Origin of the sequence: Shimia biformata (assembly GCF_016888515.1) — a bacterium.
Lineage (GTDB): Bacteria > Pseudomonadota > Alphaproteobacteria > Rhodobacterales > Rhodobacteraceae > Shimia_A > Shimia_A biformata.
Window position 1 is genome coordinate 2,109,823 of sequence record NZ_JAFEJK010000001.1, and the last position, 23,310, is coordinate 2,133,132.

Consider the following 23,310-nt stretch of genomic DNA (forward strand, 5'->3'; position numbering starts at 1 on the left):
GAATATGTCGATCGGACGGATCATCGAAACGCCGGACTGCGTGGCCGAGGGGGTTGGGTGGCTCTGCGCCCGCCATCCTGAATTTGCCCACGCCCATGCGCTGACCGGTGCGCCGCCGCTGCGCCGCCGCCCGGACGGGTTTGCGCAACTTCTGAGCGCGATCATCAGTCAGCAGGTCTCGACCGCCAGCGCCGCCGCGATCTGGGCGCGGATGGAAGGCGCGGGGCTGGTGACGCCGGAGGCCGTCTGCGCAGCCGGAGAGGACGGATTGCGCGCGGTGGGCCTGTCGCGCCAGAAGGTCCGCTATGCGCAAGCGCTGGCGGGTGCGGGGATCGACTATGACAGCCTGCGGGACGCGCCAACCGAACAGGTGATCCGGGACCTGACCGCCATCACCGGCATCGGCACATGGACCGCCGAAATCTATGCCATGTTCAGCCTTGGCCGCGCCGATGTCTTTGCCCCCGGCGATCTGGCGCTGCAGGAAGCGGCGCGGATGCTGTTTGACCTCGACACCCGCCCCACCGACCGGGCCCTGCGGCAAATGGCCGAGGCGTGGTCGCCGTGGCGATCGGTTGCGGCGCGGCTTCTCTGGGCGTACTACCGGGTGGCAAAGGACAGGGAAGGAATCCGATGACTCGCGTTTTGACCACCGGCCGAAAAGAGCCGAAATCAGGCACCACCCGCTCGGTGGTGATCTTCCTGCATGGCTATGGCGCCAATGGGGCCGATCTTCTGGGGCTGGCCGATCCCCTGTCCGATCACCTGCCGGACACGCTGTTCCTTGCGCCGGATGCGCCGGAAACCGTGCCGGGCATGCCGTTTGGCTTCCAGTGGTTCCCGATCCCGTGGATCGACGGCTCGTCCGAAGAAGAAAGCGAACGCGGCATGATGGCGGCGGTCGATGACCTCAACGCCTTCCTTGACGCGGTGATGGTGGACGAGGACGTGCTGCCCGAACAGGTCGTTCTGTTCGGCTTCAGTCAGGGCACGATGATGGCGCTGCATGTTGCCCCCCGGCGCGAAGACCCAGTGGCCGGGATCGTCGCCTTCTCGGGCCGTCTGTTGTCGCCGGAACTTCTGAAGGACGAGGCCATCAGCAAGCCGCCGATCCTGCTGGTGCATGGCGATCAGGATGACGTGGTGCCGCCGCAATCGCTGCCGCAGGCGGCCGAAGCGCTGCAAGAGGCCGGGTTCCAGGATGTCTATGCCCATATCATGAAGGGCACAGCGCATGGCATTGCGCCCGACGGCCTGTCTGTGGCGCTGGCCTTCATGCGCGACAAGCTGGGTCTCTGACCGCGCTTCTGCCTGTCATTTCAGCGTTACATCCATCTTCTATCCCGTTCTCGTGTTCACATGATCGTGGGGCTTGCCAGATGGCAACCCCGATATATAGTGGATATTAAAGCAGGGGCGGGATGTCCTGCCTCTGGGCCATGACAAAAGGCGGCCGAGGCGGAGGGTGTTGCGACCATGGATGGCGATTTCAGGACAGAGTTCGTGCGCGAACCGGCGGGTGCCAGGCATCATCCGGCGCTGGTCTTGAACGCGGATTACCGGCCGCTTTCCTATTATCCGTTGTCGCTCTGGCCCTGGCAGGACGCGATCAAGGCGGCCTATATGGACCGGGTCGATATCGTCGCCGAATACGATCAGGTGGTGCGAAGTCCCTCGACCGTGATACGCATTCCCAGCGTCGTCGTCCTGAAAGATTACGTCAAACCTCAAAAGCGCGTGGCCTTCACGCGCTTTAATTTGTTTCTGAGGGATGAATTCTGTTGCCAGTATTGCGGGGGCAGGGGCGACCTGACCTTTGACCACGTGGTGCCACGCGCCTCGGGGGGCGTGACCAGCTGGGAAAACGTCGTCGCCGCCTGCGCGCCCTGCAACCTGCGCAAGGGCTCGAAATCGCTGCGGCGCTGCGGCATGTCGCTGCGCAAACCGCCACGCCAGCCGACCCCCGAGCAGTTGCAGAACACCGGCCGGAAATTCCCGCCCAACTATCTGCACGACAGCTGGATGGACTTTCTCTATTGGGATGCGGAACTGGACGCATAAGCCGCTTGGCAATGCTCGGTTATCCGACTAAAGGTTGCCCGGTTCTTCAGGGATCGGCGGGCTGACCGCTTTTCAGACGACAATCCAAGGCGGTTCGGAGTAGACGACATGAGCCTCGTGCTTTTCGGGATTTCTGTCGCTGTCGCTTTGGTGCTGACCAATATTGACAACCTGGCGATGCTTGTGGCGCTGCTTTTGCGCCTGCCGAAGCGACGCGTGCTGATTGCCTTCATCGCCGCACAAGTGCTTGTCCTGGTTGCGTCAAAGGCGATTGCCGACGGGATAGAGCTTGGGTTTTCGGCGCAGGCGGGCTGGCTGGGGATTATCCCGATCCTGCTGGGTGTGCGAGAGTTGCTGAAACGCAAGAATGGCGATGAGCCGGGCGTGCATGACGAATCGACCGTCCTGGCGTTGACGCTTGTTTTCCTGAGTATTTCAAGCGACAGCCTGTTCGTGCTGACACCGCTTCTGGCAGATGCGGCCCCCGGTCATCGCGTGTTTGGCATTTTGGGCGCGGTTTTTGCCTGGGGCGCGCTGGTTGTGGTCGGGGTCAAGACCGCGCGGCAGGCCGGCGTCCATTCCTGGTGGTCCAAGCGGTTTGAACAACTGGCGCCCTGGGTGATGATCGCCGTCGGGGTATATGTCCTGCTGGACACCGCGACGGACATGACCTGACCTGACCGATACGTGGATCACTGGTCAGTGATCCCGATCAATACCCGCGCCAGATCCAGCCGCCGCCGAAGATGCGGCTGCCTGTCGGTTCATAAAACACGCAGGCCTGACCCGGCGACACGCCTTCTTCGGGGCTCAGCAGTTCCACTTCGGCGGTGTCCGGGCCAAGCGGCCGGATGATCGCCTCGCGCGGGGGGCGGGTCGAGCGGACCTTGACCGAGATATGCCATTCCTTGCGCGACTCGAACGGTTCATCGCCCAGCCAGTTGATTTCGCGCACTGGAATGACCCGCGTCGCCAGCATCTCTTTCGGGCCTACGACGACCTGTTTTTGATCGACATCCAGCTTCACGACATAAAGCGGTTCGGACAATCCGCCGATGCCAAGGCCGCGGCGCTGGCCGATGGTATAGTGGATCACGCCCTGATGGGTGCCCAGAACCCGGCCATCGGCATGCACGATCTCACCCGGTTCGGCGGCACCGGGGCGCAGTTTCTCGATCACGGAAGCGTAATCGCCATTGGGCACGAAACAGATATCCTGGCTGTCGGGCTTGTCCGCCACCGAAAGCCCGTATTTCGCCGCCAGTGCGCGGGTCTCGTTCTTGGACGGCAGGTGGCCCAGCGGGAAGCGCAGGTAATCCAGCTGTTCCGGGGTGGTCGAAAACAGGAAATAGCTTTGATCCCGGTTGGCATCCGCCGCCGAATGCAGTTCGGGTCCATGGTCACCCATTTTGCGCTGGATGTAATGCCCGGTCGCCATGCAGTCGGCATCCAGATCCTTCGCCGTTTCCAACAAGTCCTTGAACTTCACCCGCTCATTGCAGCGGATACAGGGAACCGGCGTTGCCCCCGCCAGATAGCTGTCGGCAAACTCGTCGATCACCGCGTCCTGAAAGATGTTCTCGTAATCCAGCACGTAATGCGGAAAGCCCTTTTCCTCGGCCACGCGGCGGGCGTCATGGATGTCGATCCCGGCACAGCAGGCGCCCTTCTTGGCCAGCGCCGCACCGTGATCATAAAGCTGCAGCGTGACGCCGACGACATCATAGCCCTCATCCGCTAGCATGGCCGCCACGACCGAGGAATCCACGCCGCCCGACATCGCCACGACAACACGGGTCTCGGCGGGCGGCTTGGCAAAGCCAAGCGAGTTCACGGGGTGGTCCTGATCTAGGGGCATTTCGCGCTCCGGTCTGAAGTCGATGGGAATATAGGAAAATGCAACCTACTCACAACCCCTGCTTTCACCTCCCGTTAAGCAGAAACCGGCAGTCTGCCCACGAGCATTGCAAACGAGGTGAGCAAGAGTTTGATGTTTCTGAAGAAGGTGGAAGGGCCGCGCACGGTGCGGCTGGCCGATGGACAAGTGATGAGCATGGCGGATCTTCCGCCCGCCAATACCCGCCGCTGGGTCGCGTCGCGCAAGGCCGCCGTGGTGCGTGGTGTCGCCTATGGGTTGATCACCATGGAGGACGCCCTGGCGCGTTATGACCTGAGTGAGGATGAATTCAAGGAATGGCTGAACGCGGTTCAACTGCATGGCCTGGACGGTCTGAAGGCGACGGCGCTGCAAAAGTATAGACACCAATAGGTTGCATGTGCCACTTTCTCAAACATGGTAATTGCTGGTTAACCTTTATTGGTCACGGTGACTTGCAAACAAGCAATGATGAAGAGGTGTCACAGAATGCGTGTTTTGCTGGTCGAAGATGACCCGACAACGTCAAAAAGCATCGAAATGATGCTGACCCATGCCAACCTGAATGTCTATGCCACCGAGTTTGGCGAAGAGGGCATCGACCTGGCAAAACTCTATGATTACGACTTGATATTGCTCGACATTGGCCTGCCGGACATGAACGGGCATGAGGTCTTGCGCCAGCTTCGGATGAGTCGGGTGGAAACGCCGATCCTGATCCTGTCGGGGCTGGACGACACCGACAACAAGCTCAAGGGTTTTGGGTTCGGGGCCGATGACTACCTGACCAAACCGTTCCACCGGGATGAGCTTGTGGCCCGGATCCACGCCATTATCCGCCGCTCGAAAGGCCATTCGCAATCGGTCATCCGCACCGGTGAAATCGAGGTAAACCTTGATGCCAAAACCGTTGAGGTTGCAGGCCAGCCTGTGCATCTGACCGGCAAGGAATACCAGATGTTCGAGCTTTTGTCGCTGCGCAAGGGCACAACCCTGACGAAAGAGATGTTCCTGAACCACCTTTACGGCGGCATGGACGAACCCGAGCTGAAGATCATCGACGTTTTCATCTGCAAACTGCGGAAAAAACTGTCCGAGGCAAACGGCGGCGAGAATTACATCGAAACCGTCTGGGGGCGTGGGTATGTGCTGCGCGATCCGGTCAAGGCCACTGACCTCGACGAAGAACGCATGGCGCTGCGGGCCTGAAACCGGGGTGAACGGCGACGGGCTCTGGACCTTGCGCGGGGCGCGCCCTATCACTTGGGCAGCAAGTGACGGAGGCGTGCGTGGCGGACAAGACACCAGTGGATTCGCTGACCGAGGATCAGGCCGCACAGGAACTGGCGCGGCTGGCCGGGCTGATTGCGGCGGCCAATACCGCCTATCACACCCAGGACGCGCCCGAGATTTCGGATGCCGAATACGATGCGCTGAAACGGCGCAACGCCGAGATCGAGGCACGTTTCCCGCATCTGAAACGCGCCGACAGCCCCAGTGACCAGGTCGGGGCCGCGCCCGCCGACGGCTTTGCCAAGATCCGCCATGTGGTGCCGATGCTGTCGCTTGGCAATGCGTTCGAGGACGAGGATGTCACCGATTTCGTGGCCCGCGCCGCCAAGTATCTCGGGATGGATGCGGCCGGGATCGCGCTGACAGCCGAACCGAAGATCGACGGTCTCAGCCTGTCGCTGCGCTATGAAAACGGCGCACTTGTGCATGCCGCGACACGCGGCGACGGAACCACGGGCGAAAACGTCACCGCCAATGCCCGCACCATTGCCGACATACCCCAGGTGCTGACCGATGCGCCCGAGGTTCTGGAGGTGCGCGGCGAGGTCTATATGAGCCACGCCGATTTCGACGCGCTGAACGACGGGATCACGGCCCAGAACGAAGACCTTCTTGCGCAGGGCAAGAAACCCCGCGCCACCTTTGCCAACCCGCGCAACGCCGCCGCCGGAAGCCTGCGCCAGCTGGACCCCGACATCACCCGCGCCCGGCCGCTGCGTTTCTTTGCCTATGCCTGGGGGGATCTGTCGTCGCCGCTGGCCGACACCCAGTATGAGGCGATCCAGGCACTTGGAAGGTTCGGATTTTCCATCAACCCACTGACCCGCCTCTGCGCCACGGTGGATGAGGCGCTGAGCCATTACCGCGAAATCGAAACCCAGCGCGCCACCCTTGGCTATGACATCGACGGCGTCGTCTACAAGGTGAACCGCCTTGATTTGCAGGACAGGCTGGGCTTCCGGTCCACCACGCCCCGCTGGGCCATCGCCCATAAATTCCCCGCCGAACTGGCCTGGACCACGCTTGAGGCGATCGACATCCAGGTTGGCCGCACAGGGGCGCTCAGCCCGGTGGCGCGGCTGAAACCCGTCACGGTGGGCGGCGTCGTCGTGTCGAACGCGACCCTGCATAACGAGGATTACATCCAGGGCCGCGACAGCAAGGGTGCGGAAATTCGCGGCGGCAAGGATATCCGGGTTGGCGACTGGGTGCAGGTCTATCGCGCCGGGGACGTGATTCCGAAAGTGGCGGATGTCGACCTGTCAAAACGGCCCCAGGATGCGGTGCCGTATGTGTTTCCCACCGTCTGCCCGGAATGCGGCTCGGATGCGGTGCGTGAAGAGGGGGACGCGGTGCGCCGCTGTATGGGCGGCATCATCTGTCCGGCGCAAGCGGTTGAGAAGCTGAAACATTTTGTCTCTCGCAAGGCGTTTGACATTGACGGTCTGGGCGCCAAACAGATCGAGATGTTCTATGACGACCCCGACCTTGCCATTCGCGAACCGGCCGACATCTTTACCCTGGCGCAGCGCGACGGGCAGAACCTGACCAAGCTGAAGAACCGCAAGGGCTGGGGGGATCAGAGCGCGGCCAACCTGTTTGCCGCCATCGAGGACCGGCGGAAGATTCCGTTTGGCCGCCTGCTGTTCGCGCTGGGTATCCGTCACGTAGGAGAGGCCGCGTCGAACCTGATCGCCAATCATTACGGCGACTGGGCCACATTCGAGACCGCGATCACCGCCGCGTCGGATTTCGAGGGCGAGGCTTGGCAGGAACTGGTCTCGATCGACGGGGTGGGCGCGGTCATGGCGCGTTCGCTGGTCGGCACATTCGCCCAACCGGATGAGCGCCGCTCGATCGACGCGCTGGTCGCTGAACTTGACATCGAGGCGGCAGAAAAACCCGACACCATCGGCAGCCCGGTGGCCGGCATGACCGTTGTGTTCACCGGCACGCTGGAAAAGATGACCCGCGCCGAGGCCAAGGCCCGGGCCGAGAAGCTGGGCGCCAAGGTCGCCGGGTCGGTTTCGGCCAAGACCGACCTTCTGGTCGCCGGGCCGGGTGCCGGATCCAAGGCGAAGAAGGCCGCGGAACTGGGGGTCAGGACCATCGACGAAGATGGCTGGCTGGCCCTGATCGACGGCGCATGAGCACGCGTCCCGAAAAGCTGTTCCCGCTGTTTGCCGAGTTGAGCGGGCTCAAGGGCGTCGGCCCGAAATCGGCACAGGCGATGGGCCAGATCGGGATTGAGAAACCGCGCGACCTGTTGTTTCATCTGCCCTATTCAGTGATCGACCGGCGGCGGCGCGACAGCGTGCTGGATGCGACCCTGCCGGACACGGTCACGGTCGAGGTCGAAATCGGCGGTCACCGCCCGTCGCATAACCGGACCGGGGCGTATCGGATCACGGTCGAGGATTCGCGCTGCGCCTTTCAGCTGGTGTTCTTCCACGCCCGTGGCGACTATCTGACCCGCGTTCTGCCCGAAGGGGCGCGGCGGCTTGTGTCGGGCAAGGTCGAATTGTTCGACGGCATCCCGCAGATGGTGCATCCCGACCATATCCTGAAGCCGGGTGAAGAGGATGACCTGCCCGAGTTTGAACCGGTCTATCCGCTGACCGCCGGGGTCAGCCAGAAACTGATGGCGAAAGCGGCGCAGGATGCGTTGACACGGCTGCCCGAGGTGGCGGAATGGATCGATCCGGCGCAGAAATCCAAGGCGCGCTGGCCCGATTGGGGCGACGCGATGCTGGCGGCCCACGCTCCCAAAGGGGCGGCGGATCTGGCCCCCACCCATCCTGCGCGGGAACGCCTGGCATATGATGAGTTCTTTGCCCACCAGCTGACCCTGGCCCTGGCCCGCGCCCGGCTGCAACGCGCCAAGGGCGTGATCAGCGAGGCGACCGGGCGGCTTCAGTCCAAAGTATTGAAAGCATTGCCTTATACGCCAACCGGGGCGCAGTCGCGGGCGATCGACGATATCACCCGCGACATGGGCAGACCGCTGCGCATGAACCGTCTGTTGCAGGGTGATGTCGGTGCGGGCAAGACGCTGGTCGCGTTCATGGCGCTTCTGGTTGCTGTCGAGGCAGGCGGGCAGGGGGTGATGATGGCCCCGACCGAAATCCTCGCCCGCCAGCATCTGCAGGGGTTGCAGCCCTTGGCGGAACAGGCGGGCGTGGTGCTGGAAATCCTGACGGGCCGCGACAAGGGGGCCGAACGCAAGGCGAAACTGGCGGCGCTGGCGCGGGGTGACATCCAGATCCTCGTCGGCACCCATGCGGTATTCCAGGAGGATGTGCATTTCGCCGACCTGCGGCTGGCGGTGATCGACGAACAGCACCGCTTCGGCGTACGCCAACGTCTGGAAATCGGGCGCAAGGGCGATGGCGCGGATGTGCTGGTGATGACGGCGACGCCGATCCCCCGATCCCTGTCCTTGGCGCAATATGGCGACATGGATGTGTCGGTGCTGGATGAGAAACCGGCGGGCCGCAAACCGATCAAGACAGCGATGATCTCGACCAGCCGGCTAGACGAGGTGGTCGAACACCTGCGCGGCGCGATTGCCGAGGGGCGGCAGGCCTATTGGGTCTGCCCGCTGGTCGATGAAAGCGAGGTCAGCGACCTGACCGCCGCCGAGGACAGGTTCAAACACCTGCGCGCAGCTTTGGGCGAGGGCGTCGTGGGGCTGGTCCACGGCCAGATGCCGCCCGCCGACAAGGACGCGGCGATGGCGGCGTTTCAGTCGGGCCAGACCAAGGTTCTTGTGGCGACCACGGTGATCGAGGTCGGCGTCGACGTGCCCAATGCCTCGATCATGGTGATCGAACGGGCCGAGATTTTTGGCCTGGCGCAATTGCACCAGCTGCGTGGCCGGGTGGGGCGGGGATCGGCGGAATCGACCTGCCTTCTGATGTATCAATCGCCGCTGAGCGAGGCGGGCACGAAACGCCTGACCACGCTGCGCGAGACCGAGGACGGGTTCAAGATTGCCGAGACCGACCTTGAAATGCGCGGGGCGGGCGACCTGATCGGCACGGCGCAATCGGGCCTGCCGCGGTTCCGCATCGCCGACCTTGAGGCGCAGGCAGGGCTGATGGCCATTGCCCAGACCGATGCCCGCAAGTTGCTCACCGATGATCCCGACCTGACCGGGCCACGGGGCAAGGCCGCGCGCGATCTGTTGTGGCTCATGGAGCAGGATCAGGCAATTCGCCTGATTTCAGTGGGTTAGCCTGCCGCGGAACATTTTGTTCACGAATGTTCTCAAAAAGTTCTTGCTTTGCCTCGCTCAATATGAGAACAAAACGTTAACAAAAGTCAAAGCAAGACGAGCAGGAGAGCGACCCATGATGACCCAGATCAAGACCGCGATCACCAATTCGCGCGAGACATTGTTTGCCGATTCCCTCGGTGCGGTGGCGCTGGTTGTCATGCTGATCGTTGCCCTGCACGTGCCCGGCTTTTCCTGAGTTTCTGCCTGCGTTTGCCGTGCCGAAGGCCCCTCGCATCCTGTCCCTATAGATGCACCCAGACGGCCCTGCCTGTCCCGCACCCGTTTGATGGACCTGCCTCATCGTCCTGACCGGCCTTCGGACCCCACACGCGAAACGCACCTCGACTGCGCCGCCTTCCCATGGAAGTGCGGCGCTTTTTTATTGGATTGTCAGTGTGTTGTGATGCGTTGCTGATGTTAGAGCGTCCTGCCATAAACCTGAATCACGGGTTTGTGGCAGGGCGCGCGAAACGCTGATATGTCGCGCTGCGTCCGACCTTTTCCCTGACTCAGGTTAAAGGTTGGACGCTTTAGGCACAGCTTTGCTGTTCGACCTGTTCAAAGGCTTCCGACAACGCATCCAGCGTCAGCATGATCGACGCGTGGCGGTTCTTGTAGTCGCGCGCGGGGCGCAGCACTTCGAGCCCGTCAAAGGGGGCGGATGGGGTTGGCCCGTCCTCTTTCAGCATCGCCTTCAGCGCGGCGCGGGCGGCGTCAATCTCGGCCCGGTTGCGGCCGATGACATTGGCGCCCACCACCGATGCCGCCGCCTGACCCAGCGCGCAGGCTTTCACATCCTGACCATAATCGCTGATCCGCCCGTCCTCGACCGTGATGTCCACGGTGACGGTCGAGCCGCACAGGGGCGAACGTTTCTTGACCGTCGCATCCGGCGCGGACAGCCGCTCGGTCTGCGGAATCTCGGCGGCAAGGGCCAGGATCTGACCGGAGTAAAGCTTGATCAGGTCTGAATCGCGCGACATGGGCGGTTCCCTTCTTTGGTTCTTTCATAGATAGAAGGGGCGGACACAGATGCAAAGGGCAGATCATGGCATTTGAGGCAACCGCGTTGAAATTTGACGACAAGGGGCTGATCCCGGCCATCGCGCAGGATTCCGAAACCGGCGAGGTGCTGATGATGGCCTGGATGAATGTCGAAGCCGTGGAACGGACGATGGACACCGGCCGCGTGACCTATTGGAGCCGCTCGCGGCAGGCGTTCTGGGTCAAGGGCGAAAGCTCGGGCCATGTGCAGGAACTGGTCGATTTCCGCTTTGATTGTGACAAGGACTGCATCCTCGTGATGGTGCGCCAGACCGGGCCGGCCTGCCACACCAACCGGCGCAGCTGTTTCTATACTGCCGTGCGGGATGGCGAGACGGTCGAGTTGATGTCGCCGATGGAATGATCGCCCTGTCGGGCGATGCCTGCGGCGCGGGTATTTGCGACCAGTAAAAACCTAGAGCCCAACCATGTCGCGGATGTCCTGCGGGCCGGCGCCATCAGCGCGGTACTTGGCAATGGCGCGGGCATCGTCACGCTTGGCCAGCCTTTTGCCCTGATCGTCACGGATCAGCGCGTGGTGGTGATAGATTGGCGTCGGCAGACCCAGCAGTTTCTGCAGGATCACGTGGATTTTCGTTGCCTCGAACAGGTCCTGGCCACGGATGACATGGGTGATCCCCTGAGCGGCGTCATCGAGCACGACAGACAGGTGATACGAGCCGGGAAAATCCTTTCTGGACAGCACGATATCACCGATTGTTGAGGTTATTTTATCAGCGTCGAACCGGATTGTTCCCGGCGTTGTGCCGGTTTCCTCGAAGTGGAAATCTGTAGCTCTGTTCAAGGCCGCTTCCATGTCGAGCCGCAGGGCGCAATCGGTCGGCATGGTCGCGGGGCGCGACCGGTTGCGGCAGGTGCCGGGGTAGATCAAACCATCCGGCCCATAGGTGGGGTCTGCCCCTTCCTGCGGGGCAGACATGGCGGCCAGAATGTCCTTGCGCGTGCAGGTGCAGGGAAAAAGAAGGTGACGCTGCCAGAGATCTTCAAGCGCAGCGCGATAGGTTGGCAGGTTGTCGGATTGCCGGGTGGGGTCCGCGTCCCAGGTGATCCCAAGCCAGGTGAGGTCGTCGTAAATCTGCTGCTCCCATTCCGGGCGGCTGCGGGTCTGGTCGATATCCTCGATCCGAAGCAGGAACTTGCCCCCGGCGGCGCGGGCCATGTCATGCGCCAGCAGTGCGCTATAGGCGTGGCCAAGGTGCAGCGGACCGGTCGGGGATGGCGCAAAACGGGTTCGGAATGTCACAGCTTTTCAAGTATATATACGGTGGAGTTGATGTTACGTGCGGGCAGGTGCGGCCCGTGTTCCCGGAACGTGACATGCATTTGCCGATCCGCGATACCCCTGTCAATCTGGCCTTCATAGGCGGGGTCTTGCAGCGCGTGATCGTTGAAGGACAGAACCATGTGCCCGCCCTTCGGCAAGTGATCGAAAAGCGTGTCGAACACCTCAAGCGGGGCGGCGCCGGGGCCGATGACGCCGATGGCGGCGATGATGGGATAGCTGCCGGGCGGTGCCGCCATTGGCGTGTCTGGCGTAACCTGCGTCAGGGTCCGGTAAATGCCCTTGCTGCGTGCCTGTTCAAGCATGGCTGCGGACAGGTCAACGCCGTCGATCACCGTGAACCCTTGGGCGCGCAGGGCATGCCCGGACAGGCCCGTGCCGCAGCCGAAATCGAGGATCGGTGTCGTTTTGTCCGCGACATGGGCCGCCAGTGCGCGGGCGCAGCGGGCCGGGGTGACATAGCCGTTCTCGGCGACCTCGGCCTCGTAAGTTGCGGCCCAGTCGTCATAAAACTCGGCCACACCCTTGCCGATATGGTCATAGACGCTGTCGAGGTATTTGCGGGTCATGCGGTCAGCCTAGGCCCAAGGGCCGGGGCCGTCCAGTCATGCCGGTATCGCAGCCTGACTATCAAGCCAGCCTTGCCAGTCCGCCTTGGCGCGGTCGGTGTAGGCCTTGTAGCGGTCCTTGCGGCCGCGACGCCCGCCTTTCAGCCCGTCAACCGGTTGAAACAGGCCGAAATTGACGTTCATCGGCTGGAATGTCTTCGCCTCGGCGCCGCCGGTGATGTGATGCACAAGCGCGCCCATCGCGGTGTTCAGCGGGGCGGTCGGCAGCGGTTTGCCAAGGATTTCGGCCGCGGCCAGACGACCCGCCAGAAGCCCCATCGCGGCGCTTTCGACATAGCCTTCGACCCCGGTGATCTGACCGGCAAAGCGGATGTGTGGCCGTGACCGCAGGCGCATCTGGTCGTCCAGCAATGTGGGCGAGTTGATGAATGTGTTACGGTGGATGCCACCCAGACGGGCAAAAGACGCGTTTTCCAGACCGGGGATCATGCGGAACACGTCCGTCTGTGCCCCATATTTCATTTTTGTCTGGAATCCCACAATGTTATAAAGCGTTCCTAACGCGTTGTCGCGGCGCAGCTGCACCACGGCATAGGGTTTTTCTTCCGGCTTGTGGGCATTGGTCAGGCCGACAGGCTTCATCGGGCCGTGGCGCAGGGTTTCGCGGCCTCGCTCGGCCATGACCTCGATCGGCAGGCAGCCGTCGAAGTATCCGGCGGTCTCGCCTTCATGGAATTCGGTCTTGTCGGCGGCCAGAAGCGCGTCGATGAAGGCCTCGTACTGGTCCCTGGTCATCGGGCAGTTCAGATAGGCTTTCTGTTCGGCCTCGGTCTCACCCTTGTCGTAACGCGACTGCAGCCATGCCACGTCCATGTCGATCGTATCGGCATAGACGATGGGGGCGATGGCGTCGAAAAACGCCAGCCGTTCGGCCCCGGTTTCCGCCTGGATCGCCGCGCCCAGACCGGCCGAGGTCAGCGGGCCGGTGGCAATGATCCAGTGGCCGTCGGTTGGCAGTTCTGTGATCTCGCCATATTCGACACGCACATTCGACAGGTCCAAGAGCGCCTGTGTCACGCTTTCCGAGAACGGATCGCGGTCCACCGCCAGCGCGCCACCGGCGGGCAGGCGGTGCTTGTCGGCCATGGCCATGATCAGCCCACCCGCCGCGCGCATTTCCCAGTGCAGCTGACCAACCGCATTCTGTTCGTCGTCATCCGAACGGAACGAGTTGGAACAGACCATCTCGGCCAGGTTGCCGGTGCGGTGGGCAAAGGTTTTGACATGCGGGCGCATTTCGTGGATCACCACGTCGAGGCCCATTTGCGCGGCCTGCCAAGCGGCTTCCGAGCCCGCCATGCCGCCGCCGATGATGTGAAGCGTTTCCGTCATGCCGCCCAGATAGGGCAGGGAGGTGCAATTGAAAAGGGGGAACCGCTTGGCACGGGGCTGGGCACGGGAAAGCGCGGCAGGGGCAAAATCACTCGGGTCGCCATTGGTGGGAATATGTGGATCAGAGAGAGTTGACCCGGAGGGACCTTCCGCCAGATGGCGACCCGAACGTGTGTTTCATGTCGTTGCCGACGCCTTTGTTATGACATCATTCTGCCACCGGTCCTAGCGTCAATTTTCCGAAAACCCGACCCAAGGTTCGGAAACAACAAGGGAAAACTGGTTCCCTGCCAGGGATGGTTGCGCCAAACCCCTTGTTGCATTGGCTGTCGCGGGGTCGGGTTCCTGAAAAACCGATCCTAAACCCGCGAATTCGCATCGGCGGAATCCTGCACATGGCAAGTATGTTTGGGCGGAATGTGGCGCGGATCACTGATCCCAGTCGGGGGGGCGTTTTTCCAGAAAGGCGCTGATCCCTTCGGCGGTGTCGCGGAACATCATGTTCTGCGCCATCACCTCGCCGGTATAGGCATAAGCGGCGTCCAGCCCCATTTCGAGCTGGGCATAGAACGCCTCTTTGCCGATCTTGACCGCCGCGCCCAGCTTGGCGGCGACGGTTTGCGCCAGCTCGCCTGTCGCCACCGCCAGCGCATCCGGCGCGACCACCTTGTTCACCAGCCCCAGCGCCAATGCCTCATCCGCGGGGATGAACTGGCCTGTTGTCAGCATTTCAAACGCTTTCTTGCGGGGGATATTGCGGCTGAGCGCCACCATCGGGGTGGAACAAAAGAGGCCGATATTGACCCCGTTCACGCCGAACCGGGTGCCTTCTGCGGCCACCGCCATGTCACAGCTGGCCACCAGCTGACAGCCGGCGGCGGTGGCGATGCCATGGACTTGGGCGATCACCGGCTGGGGCAGGGCGCGAATCGTCGTCATCATCGCCGCGCAGCGCGAAAACAGGTCATTGAAATAGGCTTTGCCGCCATCCCCGGCCTGACGTCCTGCGGTCATCTGTTTCAGGTCGTGCCCGGCGCAGAACGCCTTGCCCGCCCCCGAGATCACGACGGCGCGCACAGACCTGTCGTCTTTCAGCGCGTCGAACTCGGATTGCAGCGCCGCCAGCATCTCATCCGACAGCGCATTCAGCCGTTCGGGGCTGTTCATCATCAGATGCGCCACGGCCTTGGTGTCGTTACGTTCCAGAATTGCCATCTTGCCCTCCGCTTGCCTGCCCGACACGATAACTGTCAGACGAAACGGAGGGAAGCATGCAGGCAAAGATGACGGCGCAGGAAATGATGGCCTTTCTGGACGAGGTCTTCCCGCAGGTCAGAAACGACTTCGCGATCGAGCATATGGATGGCCAGACGGTGAAAGTGCGCCTGAGAGTGGCCGACCGCCACCTGCGTCCCGGCGGCACCGTGTCCGGCCCGGCGATGTTCAGCCTGGCCGATGTGACCGCCTATGTCGCCACCATGGCGCCGATCGGCCGCGAGGCGCTGGCCGTGACAACGGGTTGTTCGATCGACTTCATGCGCAAACCCGAAGCGGGGCGCGACCTGATTGCAGAAGGCAAGGTGTTGAAGCTGGGCCGGGCGCTGGCGGTCATCGATGTCCTGATCTATTCCGAAGGCAAGCCCGACCCCGTGGCGCGGTCGTCGCTGACCTATTCCATCCCACCGGCGCGCGGGGACTGAAAACAGCGGTGATTTTGTGGGGTAAATAGATACCTATTTTGCAAGTTATTGAAAACACGTATTTTATTCGCTCAAACGGCGCTTGACTGTGTTTTTACAGCCTATATAACCGCGCAATCGAATTTGCGGGGAGGCCGTCACAGGTGCCCCGCGTCCACCAAACTCAGGTAGACTGACCATGAAAACCTTTTCTGCTACTCCGGCAGACATCGAAAAGAAATGGATCATCATCGACGCCGAAGGCGTGGTGCTGGGCCGTCTCGCCTCGATCGTTGCCATGCGCCTGCGCGGTAAGCACAAGGCCACCTTCACCCCGCATATGGACATGGGTGACAATGTCATCGTGATCAACGCGGACAAGGTGCAGCTGACCGGCAAGAAACGCACCGACAAGAACTATTACTGGCACACTGGCCACCCGGGCGGCATCAAGTCGCGCACCGCGGGCCAACTGCTTGAGGGTGAATTCCCCGAGCGCGTCGTGACCGCCGCCGTCAAGCGCATGCTGCCGGGCAACCGCCTGAGCCGCCAGCAAATGACCAACCTGCGCGTCTATGCCGGTGCCGAGCATCCGCATGAGGCTCAGCAGCCCGAAGTCCTGGATGTCAAATCCATGAACTCCAAGAACACCCGGAGCTAATCAATGGCTGATCAAATCAACTCGCTCGAAGAGCTGAACGCCGTCGCCGGTGGTGACGAGGCTGTTGTCACCTTCGAAGACGCCCCCCGTGAGCCCGTCCGCGACGAACTGGGCCGCTCCTATGCCACCGGCAAACGGAAAGACGCCGTTGCCCGCGTGTGGATCAAGCCGGGCTCCGGCAAGGTCACCGTGAACGGCAAGGAAATGGACAAGTATTTCGCCCGTCCGGTGCTGCAGATGATCCTGCGCCAGCCGTTCCAGGTTGCCGGCGTTGACGGTGAATTCGACGTCTATGCCACCGTCAAGGGTGGTGGTCTTTCGGGTCAGGCCGGTGCGGTCAAGCACGGCATCTCGAAAGCGCTGCAGCTTTACGAACCCTCGCTGCGCGGTGCGCTCAAGGCCGCCGGCTTCCTCACCCGCGACAGCCGCGTGGTCGAGCGTAAGAAATTTGGCCGCCGCAAGGCACGTCGTTCGTTCCAGTTCTCGAAGCGTTAACCGCTTCGGTCTTCGGACAGGAAAGGGCCACCCGTTTGGGTGGCCCTTTTTGTGTTGTGCCTGTTTGTGCCTCTTATTCCGCCGGTTTGGGCTGTTCCTTGCGGCTGAATTTGCGGCGCAGCAAACGTTGCACCGGGATTTCGACAAAGGTGGTCAGCGGGATCGCGATGGCGAAGGTCAGCAGCGTCGCCACAAAGAACACCCCCGCCCAGTCGGTGGGCGTGATGCCGATCAGCGCCGCCCGGTCGGTCGAGCGGAACCAGATCACCGCCGCCAACAGGATACAGGGGAAGTGGAACAGGTAGACCGCAAACAGGTTGCGCGACGCCAGCGCCATCGGGATGTCCCACCACTTAATCTTCTTGGCCTTTTCCGTGATCCGCCCGGTTGCCAGAACCGAGATGAACACCATCGAGGCATAGGCGAGATAGGCCGGCGACAGCGCCCAGTACATCTTCCACAACCATTCCGGGGTTCCGGCATAGATGATGCTGTTGGGGTCCTGCACCGGAAGGAAAGTGCCGGTGATCGTCAGGACCCAGGCCAGGACCACATGCAGCCAGCGAAAGCCGGTGTCATTGCGCAGCCGCTCCATAAACCGGGTGTCGACCATGAACAGATAGGCAAAGGCCAGCCCGATGATGAACCCCGAGATGCGGAACCAGATGCGGAAATAGATTTCGAAATAGACGTCGCTTTCCTTTTGATACAGCAACGAGTCGGGCAGCATGAATTTGAACGTTTCGCCGCTTTGCAGGATATAGCCATAGCGGAACGCCAGCGTGACCAGCGTTGCCGCGACCATCCACAGCATCGGCCGTTTGACCTTCATCAGCCCGATCACCGCAAAGGGCAGCAGGACAAAGACGAACATCATCATCTCCATCGTCCAGCCCACCGGGATCACCGGGTTCAGATGGGTCGGGCCGAAAAGGTATTGCACGAAAAACGCCGCCTGAAGCATGTCCCAGAAATCGCGCCCCTGGCCCAGCCCATAAAGCAACAGCGCCAGGTAATAGAGCGGCAGAAGCCGGGATACCCGTTTCAGATAGTATTCGCGCACGTCCACGGTGCCCGTCTCGCGGTATTCCTTGAACAGCATGCAGCCCGCAAGAAAGGCCGAGATCGCAAACAGCGTGTCCAAGAGGTTCCCCTGCCACCACAGCGACAGGATATTGGGGAACCACTCTTGCAGGTTCACGATCGACTCGGTGTCGGAAAACCGGGCGATCGACAGGATGATGTGGAAATTGATCAGCTGAAGCGTGGCGAACGTCTTGTAGAGATTGAGAAGACGCTGGGCATTTGGGTGAACGAGATATTCCATGGTTTCCCTTACGTCACGTCGTCGCGGTCGATCAATCCCAATCCGCGCAGATAGACGCCGATTCCGCTTTCCAAGAGGTCCTCGGGTGAGAACGGGCTTTGGGTGCCGGGGCTGTTGCGGGCGTAAAGTTCGACGACGCCGTGGCTCATCGCCCAGATATGGGCCGAGAACATCGAGGCAGGCGGGCGTTTTTCCGGCGGGATATGCTGGGACAGGTCGGCGGCGGCCTGTTCCATCACGCCGCGGGCCCGCGCCGCAACCGCGGCCAGTTCCGGCGTGCGGTTGACCGAGATGCCGCTTTCGAACATCGCGATGTAATGGCCGGGATAGCGGCGGGCAAAGGCGAGGTAGGCACGGCCCGTGGCCTCGAAACTGGCCAACGCCGACGGCTGGCCCTTGTCATAGGCGTATTGCATCAGGTCGGCGAAGATTTCATAGCCCTGCCGCGCGGCCTCGGCGATCAGGTCCTCGCGGCCTTCGAAATGGCGATAGACCGCGGCCGGGGTGACACCCGCCAGCTTTGCCGCTTCGGACAGGGTGAACCCGGTCGGGCCTTTCTGTTCGATCAGCTTCAGCGCCGCCTCGACCAGCGCCTGGCGCAGGTTGCCGTGATGATAGCCGCGTTTAGGCATTTTTGCCGTCGGGGTTGAGATCGGGCCAGATATCGGGGCCGCCGCAGATCGCGGTATCGACCTTGCCGATGGCGGTTTCATCCTTGCGGTCATAGGGGATGGCGGCAAGGACGGTGCGCATCGCCGCCAGCCGCGCGCGGCGCTTGTCATCCGAGCGGATCACGGTCCACGGCGCGTGGTCTGTGTGGCTGCGTTCAAAGGTCTCGCGGATGGCATCGGTATAGCCGTCCCAGCGTTTCAGCCCCTCGACGTCGATCCAGCTGAGTTTCCACTGTTTCAGCGGGTCGCTTTCGCGTTTGAGGAAGCGGCGCAACTGTTCGGCGCGGCCCACGTTCAGCCAGAACTTGAACAGGTAAATCCCCTCGTCGACCAGCATGCGTTCGAAATCGGGCACCTGCCGGAAGAAATGTTCGCGCTGATCGTCGCTGCAAAAGCCAAAGACCTTTTCGACCACGCCGCGATTGTACCAGCTGCGGTCAAAGAACGCCGCCTGACCACCCGAGGGCAGGTGATCGACATAGCGCTGGAAATACCACTGCGTCTGTTCCGCTTCGGTCGGCTTTTCCAGCGCCACGACCCGCGCACCGCGAGGATTAAGATTCTCCCGGAACCGTTTGATTGTACCGCCTTTTCCTGCCGCGTCGCGCCCTTCGAACACAATCGCGATCCGCGCACCGCTGTCGCGCACCCAGCGTTGCATCTTGACCAGTTCGATCTGCAGCTTCTGGTAATCCGCCTCATAGGATTTGCGGTTCAGCCGTTCCGAATAGGGAAAGGACGTATCCAGAATATCGCCCTTGTCGGTGTGGCGGATGGCGTTGCGGACGGATTCCGGGGCCTCGTTTTCGAAATAGGCGCTGATGGCACCGTCGAATGGCAGCTGCATGAAACCTCTCCCTTTTTCTTTTCAATATGTAGGGTTAAGCGGATCAGCGCAATCCGGCACGTGCCGCGACCCGGTCGATGGCGGCGATCACGCCGTCGGGGTCGACATGGTGCGGCATGTGACCGACGCCGGGCATCGATGTGTAAACCGCGCCCGGTATCTGCGTCGCCAGCCGGTCGGCGTGGTTCCAGTGCGGCACCGTGGCATCATCGTCGCCATGCACGATCTCGGTCGGCACCGAAATCTGACCGTAGCGCGGATAAAGCGCGGTGATTTCGCCGAGCAGGTTCTTGCGCTGCAGGGCATTGGCGCGCAGCGAGTCACGGCGCAGCGTCAGCCCCGCGCCGACAAAGGCGCCATAGCCCTCGGGGGCCGATTGCGGGGCGAAGATCGCCGAAATCGCCTGTTCGACATAGTCGTCGCTGACAAAGGCGGTCAGGACCGGGATCACCAGTGGACCGATTACCGGATGCGAGGTGGCCCAGTAATAGCGCGACAGCCCGGTTTCCCAGATGTTCGACGCCGCCGCCAGCGGCACAAGGCCGGACAAGCGGTCGGGGAAGTTGACCGCCCAGGCCAGCGCCACCGCGCCGCCATAGGAATGGCCCAGAACAATCGGCTGTGCCGCGCCCAGTTCCGCCACTGCCCGCGAAAGAATGTCCGCCTGCTGGGTGATCGTCGCGCCGGTCCTGTTGATCCGCTCGGTATAGCCCAGCCCGGGGCGGTCCACGACAAAGACGCGATAGCGCGTCGCCAGCCGGTCCATCAGCGCAAAGGTGAAATCGCGGGTATTGCCGCTTGAGCCGTGGATCAGCACAAGGTCCGGCCCGTCGCCGCGCACCACCACATGCACGCGATGGCCATCCACGGTGACGAACTGGCCCTCGGGCGGATGGCTGGCGACTGCGCGGGCCTCGTGCAAACGGGCCTTCCACAGCACGAACAGGGCAAAGCCCAGAAGGGCAATTGCAAGTATGATCAGCGCCTTAAGTGCCAATCTTTGCCAGGTCGTAATGGGTGGATTCATAGACCTCGGTGATCCAGTTGCCGTAAAGCAGATGCGCATGGCTGCGCCAGCGGTTCTGCGGCGGCTGGGTGGGGTCGTCATCGGGGTAATAGTTCATCGGCACGTTGATCGGCGTGCCCTCGGCCACGTCGCGGTCATATTCCTGTTTCAGCGTGTCGCTGTCATATTCGAAATGGTTGAAGATATAGAGCGCCCGGTGGCCGGGGTCTTCCACCAGACACGGCCCGACCTCGTCACTGGCCAGCAGCGTCCTGAGACCCGGCACCGCGTCTATCTCGGCCTGTTTCATCTCGGTCCAGCGGCTGACCGGGATCACGCAATCGTCTGAGAACCCGCGCAGGTAATGCGACGAGGGATCAAGGTTCTGATGCCGGAAACAGCCAAAGGCCTTGGCATCGAGGATATGCTTCTTGACGCCGTGGAAATAGTTGATCATCGCCATGCCGCCCCAGCAGACGCCAAAGGTGGAATGGACATGGGTCTGGGTCCAGTCGAACACCTCGCGCAGCTCATCCCAATAGGTGACCTGATCGAAGGGCAGGTGTTCGATCGGGGCGCCGGTGATGATCAGGCCGTCAAACTTCTCGCCCGTCGCTTTCACTTCGGAAAACGGGCGATAGAACTCTTCCATGTGTTCGGCGGCGGTGTTCTTGGTCTGATGCTCGGACATGCGGATCAGGCTGAGTTCGATCTGAAGCGCCGTCGCGCCGATCAGCCGGGCAAACTGGTTCTCGGTCTGGATCTTCTTCGGCATCAGGTTCAACAGCCCGATGCGCAGGGGGCGGATGTCCTGACGGGCGGCCTGATCCTCGGACATGACCATGATGCCCTCGCGCGTCAGCACGTCGAAGGCAGGCAGGTCAGACGGGATCTTGATGGGCATCGTCAGGTCTCCGGGGTTTTGGTGAAGGTCTTATCTAGGCCAGCGGTCAGGAACGCTCAAGGGCCGTGGCGATCAGGGTTTCAAAGTCTTCGGCGGTTTTTACGCCCGCAACCTCTTCGGCGCAGACGGTCACACCCCATTTTGCCATCGCCTCGTAACGCGGCTGGCGGTGCGCCAGCGCCTGGGCATAGGTCCAGCGCACAAAGGCGTTCGGGTCGACCTCGGCCTCGGACTGGCCGGTCATCGACAGGTATTCCGACCAGCGCGCATGCAGAAATTCGGGCTGGTAATACATCGGCTTGGGGGCGCGGTCGAAACGGCGGATCAATTCTTCGGTATGCGCGTCCGAGCCTTTGATCCAGACCAGCAGCGTGTTCGCGGCAAGGGCGGACATGATCGGGTCATCGGGGTTCTCGGGGTCCACGACCTCGCAGATCGAACCGCCCGAGTCACAGACGAAATGGTCATAGCCATAAAGGTCATGCGCGCGGTCGATGAAATGCACCGTGTCCAGCAGCGCGGCTTCCTCGGCGATGCGGTGCTGGTCCTGCCGGCGCATGTATTCGTCAAAGGGCAGGCCGCCCTTTTCGGAGTTGCCGGGCTTGCCCAGATAGGTCGAGAGCGGCGCGAGATTGTTGAAGGTGATGTTCGATCCGATATAGATCGAATCCGTCATCAGAAGTTCCCGCAGGAACGGTACTTTCATCGCCTCGGCCTTGGCGTTGTCGGCGATATGTTCGCCCATGTAGCGGGTGCCGATGCGGTAGTCGATCGAGTAATGGAACCAGTCGCCACTGTCGCGCAACGTGTTCGAGACATGGGTTTTCCCAAGCCCCGACATGCCAAACAGCAGCACTTTCTTCTGCGGCGCGTCGCGCCACTCTGACGGCGATTTGTAAATCATTCCAAGTCCCTTGATCGCTTGGCCCAACTGGTATCCTTGCGCGCCGAAAGGGTCAAATTCTTCCGTCGGATTCCGGGGCCTTCGTGGCAAAAGCGGGGATTTTGCGTATCAGGCGGCCGTCCAGCACCAGAAGCCCCAGCGCGATCAGGCCAAACCCGGCAAAGGCGCGGGGGGGCAGCGACTCGTGCAGGACCAGCGCGCCCAAGGTGATGGCGATGGGCGGGATGATCAGCGTGCCGATCAATAGGTTGCCCGACCCGGCGGCAGCCAGCACGCGGTAATACAAGAGATACGCGCCCGCAGTGGCGATCACGGCATAGTAGAACAGGGCGACAAGGGTCAGGGGCGACAGGGCAAATGTGAACGGCCCGTCCACGACCCACGCCACCGGCACCGCGACCAGCGCCGACATGGTCAGCATACCCGCCGCCGAAACCAGTGGTGTCAGGCCGGACATGAACTTTCGCGCCCAAACCCCTGCAAAGGCGTATGAAATCGTGGCTGCTACCGCCGCCAGTTGCGCGGTTGAGCGTGGATCGAACTGTCTGAGCGCGTCCAGCCCGATGGCGGTGGCAACACCAAGAAAGCCGATCAGCACGCCCGCCATCTTGCGCAGCGTCAGGCGTTCATCGGCCAGAAACAGCGCCGCCACCAGAACGCCGAACACGGCCGTCCCCGCATTCAGGATCGCGGTCAGCCCGCTTTCGATATGGAGTTGCGCCCAGTTCAGAAAGAAGAACGGGATCAGGTTGTTCAGCACGCCCATCCCGGCGAAGGCAGCCCAGACGGCAATCCCGCGCGGCACGGGCTCGGCCCGCCACCAGACCACGGCCCACAACAGCAAGGCGGCCCAGAACACCCGATGGGCGATCGAGGTCCAGACACCAACCTCATCAAGCGCCAGCCGCACAGCCAGAAACACCGCGCCCCAGATCAGCGACAAGAGGAACAGTTCTCCCCAGGCGCGGGGGGACATGGATTTCTGGATGATGCTCATGG

At 62.0% G+C, this 23,310-nt stretch carries 26 protein-coding genes; 13 read left to right on the plus strand and 13 right to left on the minus strand.

Annotated elements, in window-relative coordinates:
* The first annotated feature begins 4 nt into the window (after positions 1 to 4).
* From JQ863_RS10325 to JQ863_RS10340, 4 genes are all read left to right on the plus strand, one after another.
* A complete protein-coding gene (locus tag JQ863_RS10325) occupies positions 5 to 637 on the plus strand; it encodes a DNA-3-methyladenine glycosylase family protein (protein ID WP_204114189.1) in 633 nt (210 codons plus the stop codon).
* Positions 634 to 1,299, plus strand: a complete 666-nt coding sequence (locus tag JQ863_RS10330; RefSeq protein ID WP_204114190.1) for an alpha/beta hydrolase — start codon at positions 634 to 636, stop codon at positions 1,297 to 1,299. The genes JQ863_RS10325 and JQ863_RS10330 overlap by 4 nt, the downstream gene beginning before the upstream one ends.
* 177 nt (positions 1,300 to 1,476) lie before the next feature.
* Positions 1,477 to 2,061 (plus strand): HNH endonuclease, encoded by a 585-nt coding sequence (locus tag JQ863_RS10335; RefSeq protein WP_204114191.1) that lies wholly within the window; start codon positions 1,477 to 1,479, stop codon positions 2,059 to 2,061.
* Between the two features lie 108 nt (positions 2,062 to 2,169).
* Positions 2,170 to 2,736 (plus strand): cadmium resistance transporter, encoded by a 567-nt coding sequence (locus JQ863_RS10340; RefSeq protein WP_204114192.1) that lies wholly within the window; start codon positions 2,170 to 2,172, stop codon positions 2,734 to 2,736.
* A gap of 37 nt (positions 2,737 to 2,773) precedes the next feature.
* Here the strand turns inward: JQ863_RS10340 and mnmA are convergent, their stop codons facing one another.
* Complete coding sequence (mnmA, locus tag JQ863_RS10345) at positions 2,774 to 3,919, minus strand: tRNA 2-thiouridine(34) synthase MnmA (protein WP_204114193.1); 1,146 nt, start codon at positions 3,917 to 3,919, stop codon at positions 2,774 to 2,776.
* 132 nt (positions 3,920 to 4,051) lie between these two features.
* Between mnmA and sciP the strand changes: the two genes are divergently transcribed.
* The 5 genes from sciP (at position 4,052) to JQ863_RS19530 (ending at position 9,705) form a co-directional block, all read left to right on the plus strand.
* Positions 4,052 to 4,330, plus strand: a complete 279-nt coding sequence (sciP, locus tag JQ863_RS10350; RefSeq protein WP_204114194.1) for a CtrA inhibitor SciP — start codon at positions 4,052 to 4,054, stop codon at positions 4,328 to 4,330.
* A 96-nt stretch (positions 4,331 to 4,426) separates the two neighbouring features.
* On the plus strand, positions 4,427 to 5,146 hold the full coding sequence (gene ctrA, locus JQ863_RS10355; protein WP_204114195.1) for a response regulator transcription factor CtrA: 720 nt from the start codon (positions 4,427 to 4,429) through the stop codon (positions 5,144 to 5,146).
* Between the two features lie 80 nt (positions 5,147 to 5,226).
* The gene (gene ligA / locus JQ863_RS10360) at positions 5,227 to 7,380 is read left to right on the plus strand and encodes an NAD-dependent DNA ligase LigA (protein ID WP_204114196.1); all 2,154 of its coding nucleotides are present in this window, start codon (positions 5,227 to 5,229) and stop codon (positions 7,378 to 7,380) included.
* A complete protein-coding gene (gene recG, locus JQ863_RS10365; protein ID WP_204114197.1) occupies positions 7,377 to 9,467 on the plus strand; it encodes an ATP-dependent DNA helicase RecG in 2,091 nt (696 codons plus the stop codon). Before ligA ends, recG begins: the two co-directional genes overlap by 4 nt.
* A 115-nt stretch (positions 9,468 to 9,582) precedes the next feature.
* Entirely contained in the window at positions 9,583 to 9,705 is a 123-nt protein-coding gene (locus tag JQ863_RS19530; RefSeq protein WP_275411521.1) for a hypothetical protein, read from the plus strand.
* Between the two features lie 334 nt (positions 9,706 to 10,039).
* Here the strand turns inward: JQ863_RS19530 and JQ863_RS10370 are convergent, their stop codons facing one another.
* Positions 10,040 to 10,492: an iron-sulfur cluster assembly scaffold protein gene (locus JQ863_RS10370; protein WP_204114198.1), complete on the minus strand. Its 453-nt coding sequence runs from the start codon at positions 10,490 to 10,492 to the stop codon at positions 10,040 to 10,042.
* Positions 10,493 to 10,557: 65 nt separating this feature from the next.
* Between JQ863_RS10370 and hisI the strand changes: the two genes are divergently transcribed.
* Positions 10,558 to 10,917, plus strand: a complete 360-nt coding sequence (gene hisI, locus JQ863_RS10375; protein ID WP_204114199.1) for a phosphoribosyl-AMP cyclohydrolase — start codon at positions 10,558 to 10,560, stop codon at positions 10,915 to 10,917.
* A gap of 51 nt (positions 10,918 to 10,968) precedes the next feature.
* Here hisI and gluQRS read toward each other — a convergent pair whose 3' ends face one another.
* The 4 genes from gluQRS to JQ863_RS10395 all read right to left on the minus strand — a co-directional run bounded on the left by gluQRS (position 10,969) and on the right by JQ863_RS10395 (position 15,032).
* Positions 10,969 to 11,817 (minus strand): tRNA glutamyl-Q(34) synthetase GluQRS, encoded by an 849-nt coding sequence (gene gluQRS, locus JQ863_RS10380; RefSeq protein WP_204114200.1) that lies wholly within the window; start codon positions 11,815 to 11,817, stop codon positions 10,969 to 10,971.
* Positions 11,814 to 12,425 carry a class I SAM-dependent DNA methyltransferase gene (locus JQ863_RS10385; protein WP_204114201.1) on the minus strand — a complete coding sequence of 204 codons (612 nt, stop codon included), beginning with the start codon at positions 12,423 to 12,425 and terminating at the stop codon, positions 11,814 to 11,816. Before JQ863_RS10385 ends, gluQRS begins: the two co-directional genes overlap by 4 nt.
* A 36-nt stretch (positions 12,426 to 12,461) precedes the next feature.
* Positions 12,462 to 13,817, minus strand: coding sequence for a methylenetetrahydrofolate--tRNA-(uracil(54)-C(5))-methyltransferase (FADH(2)-oxidizing) TrmFO (gene trmFO / locus JQ863_RS10390; protein WP_204114202.1), 1,356 nt, complete (start codon positions 13,815 to 13,817; stop codon positions 12,462 to 12,464).
* Positions 13,818 to 14,246: 429 nt separating this feature from the next.
* Positions 14,247 to 15,032, minus strand: coding sequence for an enoyl-CoA hydratase (locus JQ863_RS10395; RefSeq protein ID WP_204114203.1), 786 nt, complete (start codon positions 15,030 to 15,032; stop codon positions 14,247 to 14,249).
* Between the two features lie 56 nt (positions 15,033 to 15,088).
* Here JQ863_RS10395 and JQ863_RS10400 point away from each other — a divergent pair, with 56 nt between their 5' ends.
* From JQ863_RS10400 to rpsI, 3 genes are all read left to right on the plus strand, one after another.
* Positions 15,089 to 15,517 (plus strand): PaaI family thioesterase, encoded by a 429-nt coding sequence (locus tag JQ863_RS10400; RefSeq protein ID WP_204114204.1) that lies wholly within the window; start codon positions 15,089 to 15,091, stop codon positions 15,515 to 15,517.
* 178 nt (positions 15,518 to 15,695) lie between these two features.
* Entirely contained in the window at positions 15,696 to 16,157 is a 462-nt protein-coding gene (gene rplM / locus JQ863_RS10405; protein WP_204114205.1) for a 50S ribosomal protein L13, read from the plus strand.
* A 3-nt stretch (positions 16,158 to 16,160) separates the two neighbouring features.
* Complete coding sequence (rpsI, locus tag JQ863_RS10410; protein ID WP_204114206.1) at positions 16,161 to 16,652, plus strand: 30S ribosomal protein S9; 492 nt, start codon at positions 16,161 to 16,163, stop codon at positions 16,650 to 16,652.
* Between the two features lie 73 nt (positions 16,653 to 16,725).
* On the opposite strand, the gene JQ863_RS10415 is transcribed toward rpsI, so the two are convergent.
* The 7 genes from JQ863_RS10415 to JQ863_RS10445 are packed head-to-tail and all read right to left on the minus strand — an operon-like array spanning position 16,726 to position 23,308.
* Positions 16,726 to 17,979: an acyltransferase family protein gene (locus JQ863_RS10415; protein ID WP_204114207.1), complete on the minus strand. Its 1,254-nt coding sequence runs from the start codon at positions 17,977 to 17,979 to the stop codon at positions 16,726 to 16,728.
* A gap of 8 nt (positions 17,980 to 17,987) precedes the next feature.
* A complete protein-coding gene (locus JQ863_RS10420; protein ID WP_204114208.1) occupies positions 17,988 to 18,611 on the minus strand; it encodes a TetR/AcrR family transcriptional regulator in 624 nt (207 codons plus the stop codon).
* A complete protein-coding gene (gene ppk2 / locus JQ863_RS10425) occupies positions 18,604 to 19,497 on the minus strand; it encodes a polyphosphate kinase 2 (RefSeq protein ID WP_204114209.1) in 894 nt (297 codons plus the stop codon). Before ppk2 ends, JQ863_RS10420 begins: the two co-directional genes overlap by 8 nt.
* Positions 19,498 to 19,540: 43 nt before the next feature.
* Complete coding sequence (locus tag JQ863_RS10430; protein WP_204114210.1) at positions 19,541 to 20,524, minus strand: alpha/beta fold hydrolase; 984 nt, start codon at positions 20,522 to 20,524, stop codon at positions 19,541 to 19,543.
* Positions 20,484 to 21,407, minus strand: a complete 924-nt coding sequence (metA, locus tag JQ863_RS10435) for a homoserine O-acetyltransferase MetA (RefSeq protein WP_204114211.1) — start codon at positions 21,405 to 21,407, stop codon at positions 20,484 to 20,486. The genes JQ863_RS10430 and metA overlap by 41 nt, the downstream gene beginning before the upstream one ends.
* 46 nt (positions 21,408 to 21,453) lie before the next feature.
* Complete coding sequence (locus JQ863_RS10440; protein ID WP_204114212.1) at positions 21,454 to 22,311, minus strand: ATPase; 858 nt, start codon at positions 22,309 to 22,311, stop codon at positions 21,454 to 21,456.
* A 52-nt stretch (positions 22,312 to 22,363) separates the two neighbouring features.
* Complete coding sequence (locus tag JQ863_RS10445) at positions 22,364 to 23,308, minus strand: DMT family transporter (protein ID WP_204114213.1); 945 nt, start codon at positions 23,306 to 23,308, stop codon at positions 22,364 to 22,366.
* Between the last annotated feature and the right edge of the window lie 2 nt (positions 23,309 to 23,310).